This is a genomic window from Streptomyces sp. NPDC058246 (genome assembly GCF_042881985.1).
In the GTDB taxonomy this organism is placed as follows: Bacteria; Actinomycetota; Actinomycetes; order Streptomycetales; family Streptomycetaceae; genus Streptomyces.
In genome coordinates this window covers 1-24,057 of sequence record NZ_JBHVWZ010000021.1, presented here as the reverse complement: position 1 = coordinate 24,057, position 24,057 = coordinate 1, and the positions used below count along the sequence as shown (strand labels likewise).

General features: G+C 71.7%; 19 protein-coding genes. 13 read left to right on the top strand and 6 right to left on the bottom strand.

Annotated features, from left to right (window positions below; genetic code table 11):
• Positions 1–2 precede the first annotated feature (2 nt).
• From ACFVXA_RS26810 to ACFVXA_RS26800, 3 genes are all read right to left on the bottom strand, one after another.
• Complete coding sequence (locus ACFVXA_RS26810; RefSeq protein WP_390027026.1) at positions 3–1,349, bottom strand: coenzyme F420-0:L-glutamate ligase; 1,347 nt, start codon at positions 1,347–1,349, stop codon at positions 3–5.
• Positions 1,346–2,305 (bottom strand): 2-phospho-L-lactate transferase, encoded by a 960-nt coding sequence (gene cofD / locus ACFVXA_RS26805; protein ID WP_362028175.1) that lies wholly within the window; start codon positions 2,303–2,305, stop codon positions 1,346–1,348. The genes ACFVXA_RS26810 and cofD overlap by 4 nt, the downstream gene beginning before the upstream one ends.
• Before the next feature lie 128 nt (positions 2,306–2,433).
• Positions 2,434–2,925 (bottom strand): cysteine dioxygenase, encoded by a 492-nt coding sequence (locus ACFVXA_RS26800; RefSeq protein ID WP_383741745.1) that lies wholly within the window; start codon positions 2,923–2,925, stop codon positions 2,434–2,436.
• Between the two features lie 719 nt (positions 2,926–3,644).
• On the opposite strand from ACFVXA_RS26800, the gene ACFVXA_RS26795 reads away from it, so the two are divergent.
• The 3 genes from ACFVXA_RS26795 to ACFVXA_RS26785 all read left to right on the top strand — a co-directional run bounded on the left by ACFVXA_RS26795 (position 3,645) and on the right by ACFVXA_RS26785 (position 9,376).
• Complete coding sequence (locus tag ACFVXA_RS26795) at positions 3,645–3,908, top strand: WhiB family transcriptional regulator (protein WP_003975777.1); 264 nt, start codon at positions 3,645–3,647, stop codon at positions 3,906–3,908.
• A gap of 249 nt (positions 3,909–4,157) precedes the next feature.
• Entirely contained in the window at positions 4,158–7,883 is a 3,726-nt protein-coding gene (locus ACFVXA_RS26790) for a glycosyltransferase (protein WP_390027023.1), read from the top strand.
• Positions 7,880–9,376, top strand: a complete 1,497-nt coding sequence (locus ACFVXA_RS26785) for a DUF5719 family protein (RefSeq protein WP_390027020.1) — start codon at positions 7,880–7,882, stop codon at positions 9,374–9,376. Before ACFVXA_RS26790 ends, ACFVXA_RS26785 begins: the two co-directional genes overlap by 4 nt.
• A 56-nt stretch (positions 9,377–9,432) precedes the next feature.
• Here the strand turns inward: ACFVXA_RS26785 and ACFVXA_RS26780 are convergent, their stop codons facing one another.
• On the bottom strand, positions 9,433–9,882 hold the full coding sequence (locus tag ACFVXA_RS26780) for a metallopeptidase family protein (RefSeq protein ID WP_362028348.1): 450 nt from the start codon (positions 9,880–9,882) through the stop codon (positions 9,433–9,435).
• Positions 9,883–10,233: 351 nt separating this feature from the next.
• On the opposite strand from ACFVXA_RS26780, the gene ACFVXA_RS26775 reads away from it, so the two are divergent.
• The 7 genes from ACFVXA_RS26775 to ACFVXA_RS26745 all read left to right on the top strand — a co-directional run bounded on the left by ACFVXA_RS26775 (position 10,234) and on the right by ACFVXA_RS26745 (position 18,127).
• Complete coding sequence (locus ACFVXA_RS26775; RefSeq protein WP_054229213.1) at positions 10,234–10,608, top strand: DUF3499 domain-containing protein; 375 nt, start codon at positions 10,234–10,236, stop codon at positions 10,606–10,608.
• 227 nt (positions 10,609–10,835) lie between these two features.
• Positions 10,836–12,452, top strand: a complete 1,617-nt coding sequence (locus tag ACFVXA_RS26770; RefSeq protein WP_383903790.1) for an L-lactate permease — start codon at positions 10,836–10,838, stop codon at positions 12,450–12,452.
• A 134-nt stretch (positions 12,453–12,586) separates the two neighbouring features.
• The gene (locus tag ACFVXA_RS26765; RefSeq protein ID WP_390027017.1) at positions 12,587–13,951 is read left to right on the top strand and encodes a phosphomannomutase/phosphoglucomutase; all 1,365 of its coding nucleotides are present in this window, start codon (positions 12,587–12,589) and stop codon (positions 13,949–13,951) included.
• A 379-nt stretch (positions 13,952–14,330) separates the two neighbouring features.
• The gene (locus ACFVXA_RS26760; RefSeq protein ID WP_095934758.1) at positions 14,331–14,501 is read left to right on the top strand and encodes a Trm112 family protein; all 171 of its coding nucleotides are present in this window, start codon (positions 14,331–14,333) and stop codon (positions 14,499–14,501) included.
• A gap of 145 nt (positions 14,502–14,646) precedes the next feature.
• Positions 14,647–15,780 (top strand): SIS domain-containing protein, encoded by a 1,134-nt coding sequence (locus ACFVXA_RS26755; RefSeq protein WP_362028156.1) that lies wholly within the window; start codon positions 14,647–14,649, stop codon positions 15,778–15,780.
• A 101-nt stretch (positions 15,781–15,881) separates the two neighbouring features.
• Positions 15,882–17,033, top strand: coding sequence for a mannose-6-phosphate isomerase, class I (gene manA / locus ACFVXA_RS26750; RefSeq protein WP_384401830.1), 1,152 nt, complete (start codon positions 15,882–15,884; stop codon positions 17,031–17,033).
• A 122-nt stretch (positions 17,034–17,155) separates the two neighbouring features.
• The gene (locus ACFVXA_RS26745) at positions 17,156–18,127 is read left to right on the top strand and encodes a cation diffusion facilitator family transporter (RefSeq protein WP_389470234.1); all 972 of its coding nucleotides are present in this window, start codon (positions 17,156–17,158) and stop codon (positions 18,125–18,127) included.
• Positions 18,128–18,209: 82 nt separating this feature from the next.
• On the opposite strand, the gene lepB is transcribed toward ACFVXA_RS26745, so the two are convergent.
• Entirely contained in the window at positions 18,210–18,857 is a 648-nt protein-coding gene (lepB, locus tag ACFVXA_RS26740) for a signal peptidase I (RefSeq protein ID WP_390027014.1), read from the bottom strand.
• Between the two features lie 361 nt (positions 18,858–19,218).
• Between lepB and ahcY the strand changes: the two genes are divergently transcribed.
• The gene (ahcY, locus tag ACFVXA_RS26735) at positions 19,219–20,676 is read left to right on the top strand and encodes an adenosylhomocysteinase (protein WP_383741723.1); all 1,458 of its coding nucleotides are present in this window, start codon (positions 19,219–19,221) and stop codon (positions 20,674–20,676) included.
• 132 nt (positions 20,677–20,808) lie between these two features.
• Positions 20,809–21,423 carry a hypothetical protein gene (locus tag ACFVXA_RS26730; RefSeq protein WP_383741720.1) on the top strand — a complete coding sequence of 205 codons (615 nt, stop codon included), beginning with the start codon at positions 20,809–20,811 and terminating at the stop codon, positions 21,421–21,423.
• 32 nt (positions 21,424–21,455) lie between these two features.
• Here the strand turns inward: ACFVXA_RS26730 and ACFVXA_RS26725 are convergent, their stop codons facing one another.
• A complete protein-coding gene (locus ACFVXA_RS26725) occupies positions 21,456–22,541 on the bottom strand; it encodes an RDD family protein (RefSeq protein ID WP_390027012.1) in 1,086 nt (361 codons plus the stop codon).
• Positions 22,542–22,660: 119 nt separating this feature from the next.
• Between ACFVXA_RS26725 and ACFVXA_RS26720 the strand changes: the two genes are divergently transcribed.
• A complete protein-coding gene (locus tag ACFVXA_RS26720) occupies positions 22,661–23,668 on the top strand; it encodes a stage II sporulation protein M (protein ID WP_389513314.1) in 1,008 nt (335 codons plus the stop codon).
• The last annotated feature ends 389 nt before the right edge of the window (positions 23,669–24,057 follow it).

Sequence of the window (24,057 nt, the reverse complement as noted above, 5' to 3'; positions counted from 1 at the left end):
CCTCAGCGCACTTCGATGAACGCCCCCGCGTCCCGCTCGGGCCGAGCCCGCGGCTGCTCCGCGGCGTGCCCCACCGCCACGGCTCCCAGCGGGTCCCACGCCTCCGGCAGCTCCAGCACTTCCCGTACGACGTCCCGGCAGAACATCGTCGACGACACCCACGCGGATCCGAGCCGCTCCCCGGCCAGCGCGACCAGGAAGTTCTGCACGCCCGCCCCGGCGGCGACCACGAACATCTCGCGCTCGGCCCCGTCCCGGCGTGCGTCTCCGTACGTATGCGAGCCGTCCATGACCAGACACGGCACCACGAGGTAGGGCGCGTTGCGCAGCACGTCGCCCCGTCGCACGCGCTTGGCGATGGACTCCTCGCTCTTCCCGTCCCGCCGCAGGTCCGCGATCCACGCGTCCCGCATGGCGTCGAGCAGGCGGGTCCGCGACTCCGCGGACTCCAGGAGGACGAACCGCCAGGGGGTGGTGTGGTGGGGCGCAGGTGCGGTCACCGCCGCGGCGACCGCACGCCGCACGGCACCAGGGTCGACGGGCTCGTCGGTGAAGGCCCGTACGGTACGCCGCTGGGTCACCGCCTCCCGTACGGCCTCCGAGGTGCCCAGCCGGAACATGTCGTCGTGCGCGCCGCGCACGATCGCCCGCGCCCCGTCGCCGTCGCCCTCGGCCACCACGTGCGGCAGCCCGCGCACGACGGCGACGGGCAGCCCGGAGGCCTTGCCCTTGACGAGGTCACCGGCGGAGGCGAGTTCGTCGGCGGTCGCGACGACGGTGGCGCTCAGCGGATTGCCGTACGCGTCCGTGCCGCCGCGCAGATCGTCGAGTACGTGGATGCCCGCGGCGCCGATGGCGACATCGGTGAGCCCGGTGCGCCACGGCCGCCCGAAGGTGTCGGTGATGACGACGCCGACGTCCACGCCGAGCGTGTCGCGCAGCCCGCTCCGGATCGCCCGCGCGGACGCGTCGGGGTCCTCGGGCAGCAACAGCACGGTCCCGGCGGGGGTGTTGGAGGCGTCGACCCCGGCGGCGGCCATCACCAGCCCCTGCTGGTTCTCGACGATCCGCAGCGGCCCGCGCCGTGCCACGACCCGTACGGTCTCGGCGTCGATGGCGGCCTCACGGTCGACGGCCTCGACGATCCGCCCTTCCGCCTTGGACACGATCTTCGAGGTGACGAGAAGGACATCCCCGTCGACCAGGCCGGGCTCGGCCGCGGCGATGACCTTCGCGAGATCGTCCCCCTCGCGAATCTCGGGAAGCCCGGCAGGCGCCCAGACCCGGTAGCCGGGAGAGCCGGGCGCGCCGCCCACCGCCCCCTCCTCCGGGTGCGCTCCTCTGGTCAAGGCGTCCGTACCTCCTCCGCCAGTGCGAGTGCCTCGCGCGCCATCTGCGCCGTCGCGTCGAGGTCGGACATCATCAGCGGCACGGCCCGGCACCGGATGCCGGCCGTCTCCACCCGCTCGACGGCGGACGCGTCCACGGTGTCGACGAGCCAGCCGTCGAGGAGTCCCGAGCCGTAGTGCTCGGCGACCGCCGCGGCCGTGGCCTCGACGCCCACCGCGGCCAGCACCTTGTCGGCCATGCCGCGCACGGGCGCGTCCCCGACGATGGGGGAGAGGCCGACCACGGGCACGCCGGCGTCGGCGATGGCCTCGCGGATGCCGGGGACGGCGAGGATCGTGCCGATCGACACGACGGGGTTGGACGGCGGAAAGAGTACGACGTCCGCCTCGGCGATCGCTTCGAGCACCCCGGGTGCGGGCTTGGCCTGCTCGGCGCCGACCGGCACGACGGCCTCGGCCGGCACGGAGGCCCGCAGCCGCACCCAGTACTCCTGGAAGTGCACGGCCTTGCGCTCGCCGTCCATCTCGACGGCGACATGCGTCTCGACGCGGTCGTCGGACATGGGGATGAGCCGGACGCCCGGCTTCCACCGGTCGCACAGCGCCTCGGTGACGGCGCTGAGCGGATAGCCCGCGCCGAGCATCTGCGTCCGCACGATGTGCGTCGCGAAGTCGCGGTCGCCGAGCCCGAACCACTCGGGTCCGACGCCGTACGCCGCGAGCTCCTCCTTCAGATGGAAGGTCTCGTCGGCCCGACCCCAGCCCTGGTCCTCGTTGATGCCGCCGCCGAGCGTGTACATCACCGTGTCGAGGTCCGGGCAGACCTTCAGCCCGAAGAGGTGGATGTCGTCGCCGGTGTTGCCGATGACCGTGATGTCCGCGTCCGGCACGGCCCGCTGGAGACCACGCAGGAACCGGGCACCACCGATACCGCCTGCCAGAACCACAATGCGCATGGGGTTCAGTCTGGCAGGCGGGTACGACAACGCGTCAGGCGGTTCGAGACCTCGGGCCGTCTCAGGCGGTGACGGGCGTTTCTCCGGCAGTGACGGCGGCGGTCCTCAGGCGGTGACGGCGGCGGTCCTCAGGCGGTGACGGCGGCCGCGGCGCACTGGGCCGCGTGCATCGGCATCTCGGTAAGACCTGGGTAGTAGACGTGCAGGCTGACGGCCGGTTCGAGGGAGTCGTTGACGACCTCGTGGACGTACCCCGGCGCGAAGACCCGTTGTGCGCCCGCGCCCAACGCGCGCGTGCCGCGTTCGGTGCGCTCCCTCAACGCGCCCTCGAGGACGGTCAGTACGCCGGAGGAACGGCCGTGATCGTGCAGCCCGCTGCCCTGCCCGGGCACCCAGGACAGGAGCCACACCTCGTAGCCGGGGCCGGTGCTCAGCCGGTGGTACCAGCGCGAGGTCGCGTCGTACTGGACGAGGTGCTCCCACTGGGAGCGGTCGGCGGCGATGGAGCGGGCGAGGCCGACGAAGTCGGCCACGGTGGCGGGGTGCTCGCGCGGCGGCTGGAGGAGGTGCGGTACTTCGAGGATGTCGCCGGCGATCTGGAGGTCGCTGTCGCTGTTCATGGATGCGGTGGTTCCTCGGCGGAAGAGTGCTGGGGTGTCGCTGACCATTTCCGTCCGGGTCGCGGACGGGGAGGATGCCCTGGTGCGGGCGGTCGCCCTGTGAGGGGGGCGGGAATTCGCCTCAGTGGCGGCGAGGCAGCCGGAGCGCGGTACGGCTCAACAGCTGGAACAGCAACAACAGCTACAGCGAGCGCGCGCAGCACCGTCGGACCCGGCGGAGCGGGTCGAGGTGAGTGCCAAGTTCGCGAGCATGCCCACAAGCACAGCGGTTCACACCCCTACTGTCAACTTCATGTCCGGTATATGGGAGATGTTTCACCTCATCCGGTTCATCTGGCAGGCGAAAGGTTTGTTCAGGAGTCGCCCCGGACACATGGCGCACAACCGGGCGCACAAACCTCACTGCGATCCCGTGATCCCTATGTGATCCGGCTCGCTTCGATGTTCGTGCCGAGAACGTTCGGAACGAGATCGAACTCCCGGGCGTCCTTCCCTGTACGGGGTCGGGGGTCCGGCCTGGGCCCCAGAGGCTGTCATGGTTTATGCCGATTTGAACACTTTCCGCATAGCCTTGGTTCCGCAGAGTGAATAAGGGGCTCAATAGCAGATCTCGGCTTGACTGGCCCGGATCGGCACACTTGTAATTTCACTCGTGTCGTTCAGCCGAAAACGGTTAACGGCAGCATCACGGGGACGCGAAAGACAGACGAGGGGCGCACATGACCGAGCTGGTGCAGCAACTGCTGGTCGACGACGCGGACGAGGAACTCGGCTGGCAGGAGCGCGCGCTGTGCGCCCAGACCGACCCCGAGTCCTTCTTCCCCGAGAAGGGCGGCTCCACCCGCGAGGCCAAGAAGGTCTGCCTCGCCTGTGAGGTCCGCTCCGAGTGCCTCGAATACGCGCTCGCCAACGACGAGCGCTTCGGCATCTGGGGCGGTCTGTCCGAGCGCGAGCGCCGTCGGCTGAAGAAGGCGGCCGTCTGAGGAACGGGCGTCGCCCGAAGAGGCCCGAAAAAGTCGGCCGCCCGAAACAAGTCGTACGCGCCCGTGCCCGCCGCTGACCGAACGGCGCACATTCTTACGTGACGAACGGCCCGTCGCAGGTGGGTTATCCACAGGCGGCGGGCCGCTGTGTTGCCCAGCCGTTAGTGTGGGCCCTCGTCCGAGACGTCCCGCTGTCCTCGCCGGGCACAGACGTCCACCGCAGTCCATCGAACCGGGGCCCGTACCTCGATGTCCGTGCACAGCCATTCGGCAGCCCGTCACGACGCCGCTGCCACCGCGCCGTTCGACCCGGCCAACCCGCCCGAGTTTCCACGCCACGTGGTGACCGCGGTGCTCGTCTCCCACGACGGCGCCCGCTGGCTCCCCGAGGCGCTCGCCGGGCTGCTCGGCCAGGAACGCCCCGTGCAGAACGCGGTGGCGGCCGACACCGGCAGCGCGGACGCCTCCGCCCAGCTGCTCACCGACGCGCTCGGCGCCGACCGCGTGCTGCATCTCGCCCGCCGCACCGGCTTCGGCCAGGCCGTCGAAGAGGCCAACCGCGGCGCCGCCGTGCTCACCCCGGACGACCTGCCCTACCTCAAGCGCCCCAGCGGCTGGGACCCCGTCACCCGCACCTGGCGCGACGACGCGTACGACATGCCGGACCTCCCGCACGGCGAGCCCGAGCAGTGGCTGTGGCTGCTGCACGACGACAGCGCCCCCGAGCCGGACGCCCTGGCCCAGATGCTGCGAGTCGTGGAGAACGAGCGGGAGCTCGGCAAGGAAGTCGCCGTAGTCGGCCCCAAGCTCCGCGGCTGGTACGACCGCCGTCAGCTCCTCGAAGTCGGCGTCACCATCGCCAACTCCGGCCGCCGCTGGACGGGCCTGGACCGCCGCGAGCAGGACCAGGGCCAGCACGACCACGTCCACCCCGTGCTCTCCGTCTCCACCGCCGGCATGCTGATCCGGCGCGACGTCTTCGAGGAACTCGGCGGCTTCGACCGCCGGCTGCCCCTGATGCGTGACGACGTCGACCTGTGCTGGCGCGCCCAGGCCGCAGGACACCGCGTCCTCGTCGCCCCCGAAGCGGTCGTACGTCATGCCGAGGCGGCCTCCCGCGAGCGCCGCACCGTCGACTGCGTGGGCCGCACCTCCGCGTCCCCGCACAAGGTCGACAAGGCGGGCGCCGTCTACACCCTCCTCGTCAACGCCCGCACGGCACAGCTGCCCTGGATCCTGATCCGGCTGGTCGTCGGCACCCTGCTGCGTACCGTCGCGTATCTGGTCGGCAAGGTCCCCGGCCAGGCCGTCGACGAGATCCGCGGTCTGCTGGGCACCCTGCTGCGCCCCGAGCGGATCATCGCCGGGCGGCGCAGGCGCGGCCGGCCGCAGGTCGACAAGGGCGAGCTGCGGGCCTTGTTCCCGCCGCCCGGCGCGACCGTGCGGGCCACCTTCGAACAGCTCGCGGGCGACCTCGTGGGCCGCTCCGACGCCGAGGCCACCACCGGCGCCGGACGGCACGGCGGCGCGGTCGAGTCCGGACCGGGCGGCGACGACGCCGACTTCCTGGAGATCGAGCAGTTCGCCCGGCTCAAGCGCGTCGCCCGCAACCCCGGGCCGATGCTCTTCCTGGTGCTGCTGTTCGTCTCGCTGCTGGCCTGCCGTCAACTCCTCGGCGGCGGAGCGCTCGCGGGTGGCGCGCTGCTGCCCGCGCCCGCCGACTCCTCCGAGCTGTGGTCGCGCTATCTCGACGGCTGGCATCCCGTGGGCGCGGGCGGCACCCAGTCCGCGCCGCCCTACCTCGCGCTCGTCGCGCTGCTCGCCTCGCTGCTCCTCGGGTCGACCGGGCTCGCGGTCACGGTGCTCCTGGTGGCCTCTGTGCCGCTGGCCGGCTTCGCCGCGTACTTCGCCTCGCGGCCCCTGGTCGAGTCGCGCCTGCTGCGTGCCTGGTCGTCCGTCGCGTACGCCTTCCTGCCCGCCGCCACCGGCGCGCTCGCGGGCGGCCGGATCGGCACCGCCGTCCTCGCGATCCTGCTGCCGCTCACCGCGCGCGCGGGCATGGCCGCGAGCGGCCTGACGCACTCCTCCGGGGCGCGCGGCAGCTGGCGTGCCACCTGGGCGTACGCCCTGCTGCTGACGTTCACCACGGCGTTCACCCCGATCGTGTGGCCCATCGCGCTGGTCCTCGGCATCGCCCTCCTCGCCGTGCGCCGGACCGAGATCACTGCCTACGGGCTGCGTTTCCTGGCCCAGCTCGGCACCCCGCTGCTGATCCTCGCCCCCTGGTCGCTGACGCTGCTCCCGTTCGGCTTCTTCAAGGAAGCCGGTCTGGAGTACGGCGACAGCACCGCCTCCGCGCTCGACCTGCTCGGCGCCAGCCCCGGCGGTCCCGGAACCGTCAGCGGCCTGATGCTGTTCGGCATTGTGCTGGCCGCGCTGGCCGCCCTGATGCGCACGCAGCGCCAGGCGGGGATCTGGACGGCCTGGGCCGTCGCCCTGGTGGCGCTCGTCTTCGCCGTGCTGTCGAACAGCTCGACGTGGGCGGGTCCCGCCACCCTCGTCTACGGTCTGGGGCTGCTCGCCGCCGCCGCGATGGGTGCCGACGGGGCACGCGCGCGCGTGGCCGAGCAGAGCTTCGGCTGGCGCCAGCCGGTGGCCGCGCTCATCGCCTTCGCCTGCGCGGCCGGGCCGCTGCTCGTCGCCGCCGGATGGATCATCCGCGGCGCCGACGGGCCCTTGGAGCGCCGCGACCCGGTGCAGGTGCCCGCGTTCGTCGCCGAGGAGAGCGGCACCCGCGACCAGGCCCGCACCCTCCTCCTCGACAGCCGCTCCGCCGCCAAGGTCGGATACACCCTCGTGCGCGGCTCCGGAGCCCGCCTCGGCGACGCCGAACTGGCCGCGGCGGACGGCGCGAACAAGAGGCTCGACAAGGTCGTCGCCAACCTCGTGGCCGGCTCCGGCGCCGACCAGGCCGACGAACTCGGCGGCTTCGCCGTGCGCTACGTCCTCGTCCGCAAGGGCGCGCCGCGCGAAGTGAGCCGCGTCCTGGACGCCACCCCGGGCCTGACCCGGCTCAGCCAGCAGGACGGCAGCGCCCTGTGGCGCATCGACCGGCAAGTCTCGCGCGCCGCGATCGTTCCCAAATCCGGCGACCCGTTGTCCATCGCCGCCGGACCCGTCGAGGTGCACACCACCATCCCCACCGGACCCGACGGCCGCGTGCTGCGCCTGGCCGACACGGCCAACGCGGGCTGGACGGCCACTCTGGAAGGAAAGCCGCTCACCCGCACCACGGTCGACGGCTGGGCGCAGGGCTTCGAACTGCCCACGAGCGGCGGCAGGCTGGACGTCACCTTCGACGCTCCCATCGGCCACACCGCCTGGCTGTGGGCACAGGGCGCGCTCGCCGTCGTCCTCGTGGTGCTCGCCCTGCCCGGGCGGCGCCGGGACGTCGACGACGATCTCCCCGAGGAGCAGGCCATGCCCGCTCAGGACGTCACGGGCGACGGCCGTCGCGCGCGCCGCCTGCGCGCCCAGGCCGAGGCCGAGGCGGAGGCCGCGCAGCCCGCCGAGGAGGGGGACGCCGTGCCTTCTCCGGAGGAGGATTTCCCGGCCGCCCCCGCCGCCGTCCCGCAGCAGCAGGCATACGGCGAGTGGGACACGGCGAGTTACGCGGGCGCCGAGTACGGCACCTACGGCGGCGAGCAGTACCAGGGCGGTCAGCAGTACCCAGCGGGCACCTACGAGCAGCCGTACCAGGCGGACCCCTACCAGACCGGCCAGTACGACCCGTACGCCTACGGGGGCACGACGTCGTACGACCAGACGTACGGCCAGGGCTACGACCCGGCGGGCCAGGGCTACGACGCGACCGGCCAGGGCTACGACCCGGCGTACGACCCGGCGCAGCCCCCCATGCCTCCGCAGCCGCCGCACGGCACCGACAGTGAGCGCCCCGACGGGAGCCAGCAGTGAACCGCACCACCCTGTCCCTGATCGCCGGCGCGACCGCGCTCGCCGCCGTCACCGGATTCGCCGTGCTCTCGGCGCCGGCCGCCTCCAGCGACAACACCGCCAAGACAGCCGCCCAGCTGCCCGTGGAGCGCACCAGCCTGCTCTGCCCGCAGCCGAGCACCTCCGACATCGCGGACACCGCGTACACGTCCTTCACGCCCGTCTCCCAGGGCACGAGCGACAGCGGCAAGGCCGAACTCCAGGCGGCGGCCGAGGAGTCGGCGGGCGCGAGCGGCGGCAAGAAGAGCGGCAAGAGCGCGGCCAAGCCGGTCGTGACGCCCAAGGAGCCCGGCAAGCCGGCCACCGGCGACAGCTCGGGTGCCGATGCGCCCGCCCTGGTGGGCACCGCCCAGGGCAAGTTCGCGCCGGGCTGGACCGTTCAGGAGACCACGGAGGTCCCCGCGGGCACCGGGCGCGGTCTGCTCGGCACCAACTGCACCGCCCCGGACACCGAGTTCTGGTTCCCCGGCGCCAGCACCGCCGCCGACCGCACCGATTACGTGCACCTGACCAACCCCGACGACTCCGCCGCCGTCGTCGACATCGAGCTGTACGGCAAGGACGGCACCCTCAAGTCCACGGTGGGCGACGGGATCACGGTCCAGCCGCACTCCAGTGAGCCGATCCTGCTGAACACGCTCACCGACGCGCCGCAGGCCGACCTGACCGTGCACGTGACGGTTCGCAGCGGCCGTGTCGGGGCCGCCGTGCAGGCCCTGGACGACAAGCTCGGCGGCGACTGGCTGGCCGCCGCCGCCGACCCCGCGGGCAGCCTCGTCCTGCCGGGCATCCCGAAGGACGCCACCTCCGTGCGGCTGGTCGCCTTCGTGCCCGGCGACACCGACGCCGACGTCAAGGTGCGCCTCGCCTCACCCTCGGGACCGATCACTCCCGCGGGCAACGAGACGCTGCATGTGAAGGCCGGCATGACCTCGGCGATCGACCTCGGTGACGTCACGCGGGGCGAAGCGGGCTCCCTGGTGCTCACGCCCACCGGCACGTCGGTGCCGATCGTCGCCGCCCTGCGGGTCGTGCGCGGCAAGGGCGACAAGCAGGAGACCGCGTTCATCCCGGCCACCCAGCCGGTCGGCACGCGCGCGACGGTCGCCGACAACAGCGCCAAGGGCTCCACGCTCGCCCTGGCCGCCCCCGGCCGTACCGCCCAGGTCAAGGTCACCGCGTCGGCGGGCAGCGAGGGCGGCACGGCCGTGACGAAGACGTTCACGATCAAGGGCGGCACGACGCAGAACGTCGAGGCGCCCGTCCCGAGCGGTCTCAAGGGGACGTACGCGCTCACGGTCGAGCCCGTCTCCGGAGGCCCCGTCTACGCCTCCCGGACGCTCGCCGTCACCCATGAGGGCGTTCCCGGCTTCACGGTCCAGACCCTCCCGGACGACCGCGGAACGGTGGCGGTGCCGAAGGCCCAGCAGGACCTTTCGGTGCTGTTGAAGTAGCGCATGGCCCGCGGCGAACCACTGGGCCCCTGGTGGGGGCCCCGTGGTCGTCGGCGTCAGTCCTCGCCGTACCGCGGATCCACCGTCTCGGGAGTCAGCCCCAGCAGCTCCGCGACCTGCTCCACGACGACCTCGTGCACCAGGGCCGCGCGCTCGTCGCGGCCCTTGGTGCGGATCTCCACCGGGCGGCGGTAGACGACCACGCGCGCGGGGCGGCCCTCCCGGGCCGGAATCGTGCCGCCCAGGGGCACCGCCTCGTCGCTCCAGGCGTCGCCGGAGCGCTCCAGACGGGGCACCTCGAGGACGAGGAAGTCGATGTCGGCGAGCTGCGGCCAGCGCCGCTCCAGTCGCTCCACGGAGTCCTGCACCAGGTCCGCGAACACCTCGGCACGGCTCGCGGAGAGCGGCACCTGGGGTGGCGCGACGGGGCCACGCATGCCCCTGCCATGGCGGTCACGACGGCGGGGCCCAGGTGCGGCGGCGCGGGGCGGTACGGGGTTGTCCATCACTGACGAAGAGTAGTCCCCGCGAGGTCCGGCCGCCCGGCCCCCACGCGGCTGCCCGCGAACCGAGCGTGCACGGCCGGTGACCCTGCCGTATGTCGCCCGATGACCATTTCAGCCAAGGTTGGGCTCGATTCCGTATCCCCCAAGACCGCCGCTCACATGGCAATTGACATGGTTTGCACCAAGTGGTGACCGGATTCAGGTCTGTTCGGCTTCTCGTACCCCGATGTCGCCCCAGGTCAGGGCGGGATGTTCGGAACCGTGTGTGTGCGGTCTCACAGCACGACACGGTGGGGTGACCTGGGGGAGAGTCGTCGCGGCCCGCTCAAGAGTGCGGTACCGTCCAACGTCGTGAGCCCTGTACGTCGCTGTTCGCGCACCGCTTGCGGCCGTCCCGCCGTCGCGACGCTGACGTACGTCTACGCCGACTCGACCGCGGTCCTCGGCCCGCTCGCCACCTACGCCGAACCCCACTGCTACGACCTGTGCGCCGAGCACTCCGAGCGCCTCACCGCGCCGCGCGGCTGGGAGGTCGTCCGGCTCGCGGACGCCTCGGCACCCTCCCGTCCCAGCGGCGACGACCTGGAAGCGCTCGCCAACGCCGTGCGCGAGGCGGCCCGTCCGCAGCAGCGCGCCGCGGAGGCCGGTGGCGGCGCGCGCTCGGCGGACCCGATGGAGGTCGCGCGCCGCGGCCATCTGCGGGTGCTGCGCTCGCCGGACAACTGAGCGTCCCCGACCTCCCCGCGCGCCGTTCCCGGACCCCGTTCACGCAGCCCCTCCTCCCCGTGCGCCCGTACGCCCATGTCGCCGGGCGGTGCACGCCCATGGACGTGCGTTGCCCCGCTCATGTCACCGGGCGGTGCACGCCCATTGACGTGGCGTTGCCCCGGACACGACCATTCCGTTTGCCGTGAGACATCGCTTTGAGCATCACGGAATCCGGGGAGTCGCCCGTGTATGTCCAGGAACTGGAACCCGTCGCCCACTCGCTCGGCCTGTCCGCCTTCGTCGCCGCCCTGCCCCTGGTCATCGTGCTGGTCCTGCTGGGCGGCGTCCGCATGAAGGCGTACTGGGCCGGGCTCATCGGCCTGCTCGCGGCATCTCTGGTCGCCTGGCTCGCGTACGGCATGCCGGTCGGCCAGACGCTCTCCAGCGCCGCCCAGGGCGCCCTGTTCGGTCTCTTCCCCATCCTGTGGATCGTCGTCAACGCGCTGTGGGTGTACCGGATGACGGTCCGCACCCGGCACTTCGACATCCTGCGTCGCTCGTTCGGGCGGCTCTCCGACGACCCGCGCATCCAGGCGCTCGTGGTCGCGTTCTGCTTCGGCGCGCTCCTGGAAGCCCTCGCGGGCTTCGGCGCGCCCGTCGCGATCTGCTCGGTGATGCTCGTCGCGCTCGGCTTCGATCCGGTGCGCGCGGCGGTCGTCGCGCTGGTCGCCAACACCGCGCCCGTCGCGTTCGGCGCGATGGGCACACCGGTCGTCACACTCGCCCAAGTCACCGGCCTGCCCCTGGATTCCGTCGCCTCCGTAGTGGGCCGGCAGACACCGCTGCTGGCCCTCGTGGTGCCCCTCCTGCTCGTCGGCCTGGTCGACGGCAGGCGCGGGCTGCGCGAGACCTGGGTGCCCGCCCTGGTGTGCGGAGTCGCCTTCGCCGCCGCCCAGTTCGCCGCCTCGAATTACGTCTCCGCGCAACTCGCCGACATCGGCGCCTCCTTGGCGGGCGCGGCCGCCCTGGTCGCCGTGCCGCACGCGCGCAGGCCCGCCGCCGAGCCCGTACGGGCCGCGGTCCTGACCGGAGTACGCAGTGAGGACCTGGACGAGGAGGACCCGCGCTCCGAAGTCGTGCGCGCCTACGCCCCGTACGCGCTGATCGTCGTCATCTTCTCGGTCGCGCAGATCCCGGCCGTGAAGGACTGGTCGGCGAAGGCGACGCGCGTCTTCGACTGGCCCTTCCTGAATGTCGTGAACCCGGACGGCAAGCCGGTCGGAGGCAATGCCTTCACCCTGCCTCTGGTGGCGACCGGCGGCACCCTCGTGCTGCTCGCCGGGGTGTGCACGGCCGTCGTCCTCGGGGTGCACGCGCGCGTGGCGGTCAGGGAATGGGCCGCGACCGTGCACGAGTTGAGATTCGCGATCCTCACCGTGACGTCTGTGCTCGCCCTCGCCTACGTCATGAATCTCTCCGGACAGGCCGCCACGATCGGCCACTTCGTGGCGGCGGCCGGCGCGGGACTCGCCTTCCTGTCACCCGTTCTGGGCTGGTTCGGCGTGGCCGTCTCCGGTTCCGACACCTCGGCGAACGCCCTGTTCGGCGCTCTCCAGGTGAGCGCGGCCAGGGAGTCGGGACTGTCTCCCGAACTGCTCGCCGCGGCCAACAGTTCGGGTGGGGTGCTCGGCAAGATGATCTCGCCGCAGAACCTGACCATCGCGTGCGCGGCCGTCGGGCTCGCGGGCCGTGAGGGCGACCTGCTGCGCAAGGTGCTGCCGTGGAGCGCCGGGCTGCTGCTGATCATGTGCCTGATCGTGGTGGGGCAGAGTTCGCCGGTCCTCGAGTGGATGCTGCCCTGACCCGGCACGTTTCACCGGCGTCACGCGTGGGGCCCGCAGATGACGGATGCGCGTCCACTGAGGCACCCCACAGCGGACTGTCGGTCCGGGCGGGTAGTTTGACCTGACCGAAGTGGACTTCTGGAGGGTTGGCCGTGACTGCTGATCTGTCGCAGCTCGTGAAGGCGTACGACGTACGCGGTGTGGTCCCGGACCAGTGGGACGAGCCGCTGGCCGAGCTGTTCGGGGCGGCCTTCGTCCAGGTGACCGGAGCGGACGCGATCGTGATCGGGCACGACATGCGGCCCTCCTCGCCCGGCCTGTCGCGCGCCTTCGCACGCGGTGCGGCGGCCCGCGGGGTCGACGTGACCGAAATCGGCCTGTGCTCCACGGACCAGCTCTACTACGCGTCGGGCGCGCTCGACCTGCCCGGCGCCATGTTCACGGCCTCGCACAACCCCGCTCAGTACAACGGCATCAAGATGTGCCGGGCGGGCGCGACCCCGGTCGGCCAGGACACCGGCCTCTCCGAGATCCGCGAACTCGTCGAGTCCTGGCTCGACTCGGGCGCCCCGGAGGCCTCGGCCGCGACGCCGGGAACGATCACGCGGCGGGACACGTTGGACGATTACGCGGCGTACCTCCGCGGTCTCGTCGACCTGACCTCGATCCGCCCCCTCAAGGTCGTCGTCGACGCGGGCAACGGCATGGGCGGACACACGGTCCCGACCGTCTTCGCCGGCCTGCCGCTGGACCTCGTCCCCATGTACTTCGAGCTGGACGGCACGTTCCCCAACCACGAGGCCAACCCGCTCGACCCGGCGAACATCGTGGACCTCCAAAAGCGCGTGCGCGAGGAGGGCGCCGACCTCGGCATCGCCTTCGACGGCGACGCCGACCGCTGCTTCGTGGTCGACGAGCACGGCGATCCGGTCTCGCCGTCCGCGATCACCGCGCTGGTGGCCTCCCGCGAGCTCGCCAAGCACGGCGGCGGCACCGTCATCCACAACCTGATCACCTCCTGGTCCGTCCCGGAGGTCGTCCGGGAGAAGGGCGGCACCCCCGTCCGCACCCGCGTCGGCCACTCCTTCATCAAGGCCGAGATGGCCCGCACCGGAGCGATCTTCGGCGGCGAGCACTCCGCGCACTACTACTTCCGGGACTTCTGGAACGCCGACACGGGCATGCTGGCCGCCCTCCACGTCCTCGCCGCCCTCGGCGGACAGGACGGCCCGCTCTCCGGGCTCGTCGCCGAATACGACCGCTATGTCGGCTCCGGCGAGATCAACTCCACGGTCGACGACCAGGCCGCCCGCCTCGCCGCCATCAAGGCCGCCTACGAGAGCCGCGCGGGCGTCGGCATCGACGAGCTCGACGGGCTGACCGTCACCGTCGACGACTGGTGGTTCAACGTCCGCCCGTCCAACACGGAGCCGCTGCTGCGCCTGAACGCGGAGGCCCGCGACGAGGCGACGATGGCGAAGATCCGCGACGAGGTCCTGGACATCATCAGGGGCTGAGGCTCGGCGTCGGGGTGCCCTGTGCTGTCGTAGCCGCGGGCAATCGTGGCTGCCGTAGTAGTAGCTGTGGGCCATCGTGCCGCTGGGGCGGCAGCCGTCTCCGAGCGAGGGGTACCTGTCCTCCGAGCGAGGGGCAGCCGTCCTCCCAGCGAGCGGTACCCGTCCTCCGAGCTGGGGGCACCGTCCTCCGAGCTGGGGGCACCCGTCCCCAAGCGAGCGGCACCCCATAAGCGCCGGGTTCGCGGACCCACCCGGACGCCGGCCCCGACCCGGGCACCCGTCCGCGCCGCAACCGGGCAACCGCACTCCGCACAAGCCAGCACCCTCCCTCGGCGGTACCCTGACCAGGCCGCACCCACCCGTTTCGGAAGGACACCCCATGCCGCTCGAAGCCGGCCTCCTGGAGATCCTCGCCTGCCCGGCCTGCCACGCCCCGCTCAAGGAGCAGGAGAGCGAGCTGGTCTGCACGGGAGCGGACTGCGGCCTGGCCTACCCCGTCCGGGACGGCATCCCCGTACTCCTCGTCGACGAGGCCCGCCGCCCCGCGTAGACGGACGAGGCCCGCCGCCCGCGTAAGCGACAGCAAGCAGCCGGCCGTCCCGCACCGGCGACGGCGACACGGCGAATCAGCGGCCCCGCGCAAGCGACCACCGCTGACCCAGGCGACACCCCGGCGATCGGAGGCTCCCGACCCCATGCTCGACGAATCGCTGCTCGACGACCCGGACGCGCTCGCCCGCGCCGACCGGCGATCGCTGCTCCGCGGCGCCGCGGAGGCGGGCGCCCGGGTGCGCACCGCGGTCCGGCACGCCACCGAGGCCGGCATCCCCGAACTGAAACCGGACGGCCGCCCGCGCGCCGTCCTGATCGCGGGCCCCGGCATGGCCGCCACCGGTGTCGCCGAACTGCTCGGCACCCTCGCCGGAGCGAGCTGCCCGATCACCCGGCTCACGCCCACCGGTGTCGCCCCCGCCGCGGGCGCCCTGCGCTGGGAGCTGCCCGGCTGGGCGGGCCCCGTCGACCTCCTCCTGGTCACCACGCCCGACGGCACCGAACCCGGCCTCGAACTCCTGGTCGAACAGGCGTACCGGCGCGGCTGCACCGTCGCCGCCGTGGCCCCCGCCCGCTCCCCGCTGACCGAGGCGGTGGACGGCGCGCACGGCCTCTTCGTACCGATGGCGACCGCCCCGTACGAGCACGACGAACCCCTCGCGGCCTCCGCCCCCGGCGTGCTGTGGGCGCTGTTCACCCCCCTGCTCGCCCTGCTCGACCGCACCGGTCTGGTCTCCGCCCCGCCCGAGGCGCTGCAGAAGGTCGCCGACCGCCTCGACCAGATCGCCGAGCGCTGCGGTCCGGCCATCGCGACGTACAGCAACCCCGCCAAGACGCTCGCCGTCGAGCTGGCCGAGGCCCTCCCGGTGATCTGGACGGAGGGCACGTCCGCGGGCCCCGCGGGCCGCCGCTTCACCGCCGCGCTCGCCGAGCTCGCCGGGCGTCCCGCGCTCACCGCCGAACTCCCCGAGGCGCTCGCCTCGCACAGTGTGCTGCTCGCCGGTGCGCTGGCCGCCGGCGCCGACCCCGAGGACTTCTTCCGCGACCGCGTCGAGGAGGCACAGGCCCTGCACGCGCGCGTGGTCCTGCTCCGTGACCGCCCGATCGGCGGAATCAGCGCGGCCCCCGCCGCCCGCGAACTCGCCCTCAGCCACGACACCGCGATCAGCGAGCTCGAACCGGAGGAGGGCCCCGAGTTGGAGACCCTCGCCGAACTGATCGCCATCACGGATTTCGCCGCCGTTTACCTGGCCCTCGCTTCGGGGGCCCGATCATGACTCCGACACCCTGACCTTCGTACGCGGAGCATCCGGCACGCCGGCCTTCCTGGGCGAGGGCACGATCCGCGTCGTACGCAGAAGGAACCGTAGAGACTCGTATGGACCGCCTCGACAACACGATCCGCCCCTACGCCTGGGGTTCGACCACCGCCATCCCGCTGCTGCTCGGCGTGGAGCCGACCGGTGAACCGCAGGCGGAGATGTGGATGGGCGCCCACCCGGGCGCGCCCTCGGGCACCGCGCGCGGTCCGCTCAACGAGGTCATCGCCGAGGACCCCGAGAAGGAACTCGGCCGCGCGGCCGCCGGCAAGTTCGGCCCCCGGCTGCCGTTCCTGCTGAAGATCCTCGCCGCCGGCGCCCCCCTCTCCCTCCAGGTGCACCCCAACCTGGAGCAGGCGAAGGAGGGGTACGAGGACGAGGAGCGCCGGGGCGTCCCGGTCGACGCCCCGCACCGCAACTACAAGGACGCCAACCACAAGCCCGAACTGATCTGCGCCCTCACCGAGTTCGACGGACTCTGCGGCTTCCGCACCCCCGACGAGGCCGCCGCACTGCTCGCCGGCCTCGACGTCGACTCCCTCAAGCCCTACGTCGATCTGCTGCACGCCCACCCGGAGGACGCGGCGCTGCGCGAGGTCCTGACGGCGGTGCTGAGCGCGGACCCCGACGAGATGGCCCGCACGGTCACCGAGGCCGCGGCCGCCTGCGCCCGCCTCGGCGGCGCCTACGCCCCGTACGCCGACATCGCCCACCACTACCCGGGCGACCCCGGCGTCATCGCCGCCATGCTGCTCAACTACGTCCAACTGCAGCCCGGCGAGGCCCTGTTCCTGGGCGCCGGAGTCCCGCACGCGTACCTGAACGGCCTGGGCGTCGAGATCATGGCCAACAGCGACAACGTGCTGCGCTGCGGCCTGACCCCCAAGCACGTCGACGTCCCCGAACTCCTGCGCGTCGTCCGCTTCGAGGCGAGCGACCCGGGCATCCTGCGCCCGGAGGCGTCCCCCGACGGAGAGGAGGTCTACGCGACCCCCATCGACGAGTTCCGCCTCTCCCGGTACGTCCTGGCGGAGGGCGCCGCCCCGCGCGACCTCACGCGCGACACCCCGCAGATCCTGCTCTGCACGGCGGGTTCCGTGCGCGCGGACGGCAACACGCTGTCCCCCGGCGAGTCGGTCTTCGTACCGGCGGGCGAAAAGGCAGAAGCATCCGGAAATGGCACGATCTTCCGTGCGACGGTGGTGGCCTGACGGGGCGACTGGGGGTGGCCTGACGCGCCGCTGTCGGACCAGGCTGCAACAATGGCCCGTCGCAAAGGCCTGGCAAAGGCCGGGCGACGACAGAGGCGAAGGCGAAGGGACACCCCGGACACATGAGCGCGTCAGGCGGCACCAAGGCGATCGTGGCGGCACTCGGCGCCAACCTCGCGATCGCGGCATCGAAGTTCGTCGCGTTCGCCTTCAGCGGCTCGTCCTCGATGCTCGCCGAGGGCGTCCACTCACTCGCCGACTCCGGCAACCAGGCGCTGTTGCTCATCGGCGGCAAGAAGGCCCAGCGCGAGGCGACCCCGCAGCACCCCTTCGGCTACGGCCGCGAGCGCTACATCTACGCCTTCCTCGTCTCGATCGTCCTCTTCTCCGTCGGCGGCATGTTCGCCGTCTACGAGGGCTACGAGAAGATCAAGCACCCGCACGAGATCGAGCACTGGTACTGGCCGGTCGGCGTCCTGGTGTTCGCGATCATCGCCGAGGGCTTCTCCTTCCGCACGGCCATCAAGGAGTCCAACGAGCTGCGCGGCACGCACTCCTGGTCGCAGTTCATCCGCCGCGCCAAGGCCCCCGAGCTGCCGGTCGTCCTCCTGGAGGACTTCGGCGCGCTGATCGGCCTGGTCCTCGCGCTCGGCGGCGTCGGCATCGCGCTGCTCACCGGCGACGGCATCTGGGACGGCATCGGCACGCTCTGCATCGGCATCCTGCTCATCCTGATCGCCCTCGTCCTCGCCGCCGAGACCAAGTCCCTCCTGCTCGGCGAGGCCGCGGGCGTCGAGGAGGTCAAGAAGATCGAGGCCGCCATCGTCGACGGCGCGACCGTCACCGGCATCATCCACATGCGCACCCTCCACCTCGGCCCGGAGGAGCTGCTGATCGCCGCCAAGATCGCCGTCCAGCACGACGACACGGCCGCCGAGGTCGCGACCGCCATCAACGCCGCCGAGACCCGGATCCGCACCGCCGTCCCGATCGCCCGGGTGATCTACCTGGAGCCGGACATCTACAGCGAGGCGGAGGCCGCGAAGGGCCCGGACCCGGAGGCGACACCCGGGGGACCGGCGCAGCCGCACTGATCTCTTCCCGTACGTGACAGGGGCCCGCCCGGAGTTGTCCGGGCGGGCCTCTGTCGCACGTCTGTTCGACCTGCGCGTCTGTTCAGACCTGCACGGCCCACGGCGGCATCGGAGGCAGTACCTTCCGCCGTACGACCATGGCGGCGATGCCGAAGCCGACACCGGCCAGCGCGAGGACGAGCCCGAGCAGCGCGGCCAGGAACCACCCCAGCGCCCCGCCGAAGCCGTCCACCACCCGGCCCAGGACGACCCCGTTCGCCACGGTGCCCTGATGGCCGTCGCCCTGGTAGAAGCGCGAGTCGACCGAGTCCACTCGATGGTCGCCCAGCACGAACAGCCGCCCGGCGGGCACCGTCACGTCGTACGGCCGATGCGTCCCGTCGGCGATGCCGTCCTTCACGTACGACTCGACGAGCGGCTTCCCGTTCACGGTGATCCGCTCGGCCGCTCCGTCACCGCAGCACACGATCCGATCACCGCCGACGGCGACCACGCGCTTCAGCACCGCTCCACGGATGTTCCTGTCGGGCGCCGAGAAGAGGACGACATCCCCCCGGCGCACCTTGTCGCCGTCCATCCGCTCCACGACCAGCCGCTGACCGACGGAGTAGGTGGGCGACATGCTCTCGCTCATCACGGTGACCCGCGTATAGCCGGACCACACATGCAGCAATGAGCCGATGAGTATCGCCAGCCCCAACGGCCCCAACACCCAAGCCGTAACAGCCAACCCTCGCCCCTTGCGCATCCCCATCCCCTCCCCGCACGGCCCTCCCGCGCGGGCAGAGGCTAGCGGTCTCCTGTGAACACACGGTGCCGCGCCGGAGCCCATCTGTCCGGAGGCGGACTGGGGCGGGCCGGGCCCACCGGTGTAGCTTGGGTGACTGAGCCAGACGTCGCTGCTGATGGCGGTCGGTCGGTCCCACCGCGGACCGGCCGAGGGAGAGAGGGCCTCCGACGGACTGCGCTGCGCGCACCAGGCACCCGTGTGCCGTGCCGGGCACGTCCGTGCCCTGCTCGGGCATGCGTATGCCCGCCGCCGCGCAGACCAGCCGTGTCCACCTCGCCCCAATCCCGAGGAGCAGCTCCCCATGACGACTGTCGACAACCGACAGGACTTCAAGGTCGCCGACCTCTCCCTGGCCACCTTCGGCCGCAAGGAGATCACCCTCGCCGAGCACGAGATGCCCGGCCTGATGTCGATCCGCAAGGAGTACGCCGAGGCGCAGCCCCTCGCGGGCGCCCGCGTCACCGGCTCCCTGCACATGACGGTGCAGACCGCCGTCCTCATCGAGACCCTGGTCGCCCTCGGCGCCGAGGTCCGCTGGGCCTCCTGCAACATCTTCTCCACCCAGGACCACGCCGCCGCCGCCATCGCGGTCGGCCCGAACGGCACGCCCGACAACCCGCAGGGCGTCCCGGTCTTCGCCTGGAAGGGCGAGACCCTGGAGGAGTACTGGTGGTGCACGGAGCAGGCCCTGACCTGGCCGAACAGCCCCACCGGCGGCCCGAACATGATCCTCGACGACGGCGGTGACGCCACCCTCCTCGTCCACAAGGGCGTCGAGTACGAGAAGGACGGCAAGGTCCCCTCGGTCGACACCGCCGAGTCCGACGAGCACCGCGTCGTCCTCGAGCTCCTGAACCGCACCATCAGTGACGGCTCGCAGAAGTGGACCCAGCTCGCCTCGGAGATCCGCGGCGTGACCGAGGAGACCACGACCGGCGTCCACCGCCTCTACGAGATGCACCGCGACGGCACCCTGCTGTTCCCGGCGATCAACGTGAACGACGCCGTCACCAAGTCGAAGTTCGACAACAAGTACGGCTGCCGCCACTCCCTGATCGACGGCATCAACCGCGCCACCGACGTCCTCATCGGCGGCAAGACCGCCGTCGTCTGCGGCTACGGCGACGTGGGCAAGGGCTGCGCGGAGTCCCTGCGCGGCCAGGGCGCCCGCGTGATCATCACCGAGATCGACCCGATCTGCGCGCTGCAGGCGGCGATGGACGGCTACCAGGTCACGACCCTCGACGAGGTCATCGACAAGGCCGACATCTTCGTCACCACGACCGGCAACAAGGACATCATCATGGCCGCCGACATGGCCAAGATGAAGCACCAGGCGATCGTCGGCAACATCGGCCACTTCGACAACGAGATCGACATGGCCGGCCTCGCGCAGATCCCGGGCATCGTCAAGGACGAGGTCAAGCCGCAGGTGCACACCTGGACGTTCCCCGACGGCAAGGTCCTCATCGTGCTGTCCGAGGGCCGCCTGCTGAACCTGGGCAACGCCACCGGTCACCCCTCCTTCGTGATGTCCAACTCGTTCGCGGACCAGACCCTGGCCCAGATCGAGCTGTTCACGAAGCCCGAGGAGTACCCGACCGACGTCTACGTGCTGCCCAAGCACCTCGACGAGAAGGTCGCCCGCCTCCACCTCGACGCCCTCGGCGTCAAGCTGACGACGCTCCGCCCCGAGCAGGCCGCGTACATCGGTGTAGAGGTCGAGGGCCCGTACAAGTCGGACCACTACCGCTACTGAGCACCCGCAAGCACCCGCACCGAGCACCCCGCCGTCACGACCCGAGCGGCGGCACCACCGCTCGGCGTACGGATGTCAGCAGGCCCCCGCCCCCGTGGCGGGGGCCTGTCCCCGATGAGGACCTGAACGCCCATGCCCCGCGGCCGTTATTCGCTCCATGACCCGCACGATCACACTCCTCTCGCAGAAGAACGCTTCCACTGCGCGCCCGGCCCCTCCGGCTGGCGCTACGTCTCCCAACTCACCACCCCCTCCGGCGACCGGTCGGGCTCAGTCGACCTCGCCCTCGACGACCTCGGCCGCCCCATCCGTCTCGAACTGCACGCCGCCGGCTGGCAGGTCCGCGGTGCCGCTCTCGACGGCGTGACCTGGGTCCGCACCGACCCCACCGGCACCGAGGCCACCGAAGGCAACGTCCGCGCCCACGCCTTCACCGGCACGTCCCCCGCGTTCCTCGTCGCCACCGCACGTCTCCTTCGCCTCACCCCCTCCGCCGCCGCGACCCGCGTACGCCTTGTCGCCTTCACCGACCCCGTCCTCGCCCCGCGCACCCTCGACCAGTCCTGGGCCTTGATCTCGAGAGAAACACACGCCACTGACAACGGCCCGCTCACGGTGGACGAGTACCAGGTCACAGCGCTGGACACGGGGGAGCAGCACGCCGTGCACCTCGCGGGAGACGTGGTGCTCGCGGCACCCGGCATCGAACTCGAGGACCTTGAATCTCCGCCGTCGGCTTTCGCCTGACGACGTCGTGGCGTGGGTACGCCACAGCCTGGTCAGGCGGGTGGCGCGAACCCGGTCGCGGGGCGGTCGACGTGCTCGTCCCGGGGCGCCGCGGGCTGGACCGCCGCGTCCTGCGGTGCGGCGGCCTGGGCCGGCGCCTGCTGCGCTGCTGTTCCCGGGCGGTCCGAGTAGGTGGCCGGGGGCGGTGACTGGTACGACCCCTGCCCTCCCGTAGCGCCGGGAAAGGAAGGGGCAACCGGCGGATGGGCAGAGGCCGCACCCGGTGGATAGGCGTAGGCCGCCCCCGCCAGCTGCGCGGCCGGCCGGCCCGCACCGGGCATCCCGGCAGCGAACACACCCGGTGCCCCAGGCACTCCCGCGGCCGCCGTCCCACTCCCAACCGCTCGCCGAACCTCCCGCGCCTGCCGCTCCTGCACCACCGCCGCCAGATACGCGGCGTGCGGAACCCCCTGCGGCGCCGGAGCACCCGTACGAGCAGCGAGATCCACGGCGAGCCGTTCCGCCATCGCCCCACCGACCTGCGGATCCAGCTGATGCATCCGGGTCAGGTACTGACGGATGGCCAGCCACAACCCGTCGGGAACGGCGGACAGATCAAGCCCGGAGAACCGCCCCGCCAGCCACGGAGGCGGCGGAGGAACGAAGGGCATACGCCCGACAGGGATCCGCTCCCGCACGACGAGAGTCCCGGCGAACACGTCACCGAGCCGCCGCCCCCGCGCCGAAACCAGCGAGGCGATGCACGCGACGATCCCGAACGTCATCAGAATCTCGACCACACCCACAGCACCGCGCACCAGCGCATGCCGGAACCGGATCGGCCCACCGTCGTCCCGCACCACCCGCAGCCCGAACACCAGCTTCCCGAGCGAGCGGCCGTGGCTGAGCGTCTCCACCGCGATCGGCGCGCCCACCAGCACAAGGACGAAGCTCGCGATCGAGACGGCAAGCCGCGCCGCGTCGTCCAGGGCAGCCGTCGACACCACCAGACCGATGGTCACGACGATGTAGGCGGCCACGGCCACGACCAGGTCGAGCAGCACCGCCAGCGCCCGGCTCGGCAACTTCGCGGGACGCAGCTCCAGCGCCACCGCCTCGCCCGTCACTAGCTCACTCACGCGCACCGTCCTTCCCCTGACCTGCCCCGAGAACGGCCAGTCTGCCAAGCTGAGGGCACATCGCGCCGCAGTACGACAAGCTGACAGCCGCGACGAGCAGCCGAGGAGCAGCCAACCCGATGGACCTCGACGTCTTCGTGTCCGCCCACCACGCCGAGTGGGACCGCCTCGACGCCCTGCTGCGCCGCCAGCGCCGCCTCACCGGAGCCGAGGCCGACGAACTCGTCGCCCTGTACCAACGCACGGCCACCCACCTCTCCCTCATCCAGTCCAGCGCCCCGGATCCCCAGCTCACCGGCCGCCTCAGCCAACTCGTGGCACGCGCGCGCAGTGCCGTGACGGGTACCCGCCGCGCCTCCTGGCGCGATGTCACGCGTTTCCTGACGCACGGCTTCCCGGCAGCGGTCTACCGCTCGCGCCACTGGTGGGTGCCCACCGCACTCCTCTCCATCGTGATCGCGGCCCTCCTGGGGTGGTGGATCGGTACGCACCCAGAGGTCCAGTCCTCGATCGCGGCCCCCAGCGAACTGCGCGCCCTCACCCGCCCCGGCGGCGAGTACGAGACGTACTACTCGAGCCACCCGGCCGCCTCCTTCGCGGCCCAGGTGTGGACGAACAACGCCCAGGCCGCCGCGATGTGCCTGGTCCTGGGCGTCTTCCTTGGGATACCGGTCCTCTGGATCCTCTTCCAGAACATGGTCAACCTGGGCGTCGGCATCGGCCTGATGTCCTCGGCCGGCCGCCTCGACACCTTCCTGGGCCTCGTCCTGCCACACGGTCTGCTGGAACTGACCGCCGTCTTCGTCGCCGCCGGCACCGGTCTGCGGCTGGGCTGGACCGTGATCGACCCGGGGCCGCGTTCCCGTCGGACCGCGCTCGCGGAAGAGGGCCGAGCCGCCCTGGGCATGGCGATAGGCCTGGCGTTGATCCTCTTCGTGTCGGGCGCCATCGAAGGCTTTGTCACCCCCTCCGGTCTTCCTACCTGGGCCCGAATCGGCATCGGAATCGCGGCTGAACTGGCCTTTCTCGCGTACGTCTATGTCCTGGGCGGACGGGCGGCTCGTTCCGGCGACACGGGTGACGTCGACGAGTCCGAGCGCAGCGCCACCCTTCCGGTGGCCGCCTGATGTGCGTGCACGCCCGCTGACCTGCTAGTCTCCTCTTCGCCCCAAAGGAGCCGTTGACACGGACCGTGCGGGGAGGTAGATTCGAACAGTTGCCTAGAACTGGACATGTCCGGTGGTAGCAGTTAGTCTCTGCCTGCTTCTCGAAGTGATCGACGCATCGCTTCCGGAGAGGCCACTCCCGAATGATTCAGAAATGGCTGCCGGTCAGTCCGGTCCAAAGCTTCTGATAAAGTCGGAACCGCCGGAAAGGGAAACGCGAAAGCGGAAACCTGGAAAGCGCCGAGGAAATCGGAGCCGGAAACGGTCTGATAGAGTCGGAAACGCAAGACCGAAGGGAAGCGCCCGGAGGAAAGCCCGAGAGGGTGAGTACAAAGGAAGCGTCCGTTCCT

What these genes read in the sequence shown, in the direction of transcription:
- ACFVXA_RS26780 (WP_362028348.1), bottom strand. Translation starts at nt 9,882, where the DNA reads ATGGACAACCCCGTACCGCCCCGCGCCGCCGCACCTGGGCCCCGCCGT.
- ACFVXA_RS26745 (WP_389470234.1), top strand. Translation starts at nt 17,156, where the DNA reads ATGAGCGCGTCAGGCGGCACCAAGGCGATCGTGGCGGCACTCGGCGCC.
- cofD (WP_362028175.1), bottom strand. Translation starts at nt 2,305, where the DNA reads ATGCGCATTGTGGTTCTGGCAGGCGGTATCGGTGGTGCCCGGTTCCTG.
- ACFVXA_RS26790 (WP_390027023.1), top strand. Translation starts at nt 4,158, where the DNA reads ATGTCCGTGCACAGCCATTCGGCAGCCCGTCACGACGCCGCTGCCACC.
- manA (WP_384401830.1), top strand. Translation starts at nt 15,882, where the DNA reads ATGGACCGCCTCGACAACACGATCCGCCCCTACGCCTGGGGTTCGACC.
- ACFVXA_RS26730 (WP_383741720.1), top strand. Translation starts at nt 20,809, where the DNA reads ATGCCCCGCGGCCGTTATTCGCTCCATGACCCGCACGATCACACTCCT.
- ACFVXA_RS26720 (WP_389513314.1), top strand. Translation starts at nt 22,661, where the DNA reads ATGGACCTCGACGTCTTCGTGTCCGCCCACCACGCCGAGTGGGACCGC.
- ACFVXA_RS26800 (WP_383741745.1), bottom strand. Translation starts at nt 2,925, where the DNA reads ATGAACAGCGACAGCGACCTCCAGATCGCCGGCGACATCCTCGAAGTA.
- ACFVXA_RS26795 (WP_003975777.1), top strand. Translation starts at nt 3,645, where the DNA reads ATGACCGAGCTGGTGCAGCAACTGCTGGTCGACGACGCGGACGAGGAA.
- ahcY (WP_383741723.1), top strand. Translation starts at nt 19,219, where the DNA reads ATGACGACTGTCGACAACCGACAGGACTTCAAGGTCGCCGACCTCTCC.
- ACFVXA_RS26755 (WP_362028156.1), top strand. Translation starts at nt 14,647, where the DNA reads ATGCTCGACGAATCGCTGCTCGACGACCCGGACGCGCTCGCCCGCGCC.
- ACFVXA_RS26760 (WP_095934758.1), top strand. Translation starts at nt 14,331, where the DNA reads ATGCCGCTCGAAGCCGGCCTCCTGGAGATCCTCGCCTGCCCGGCCTGC.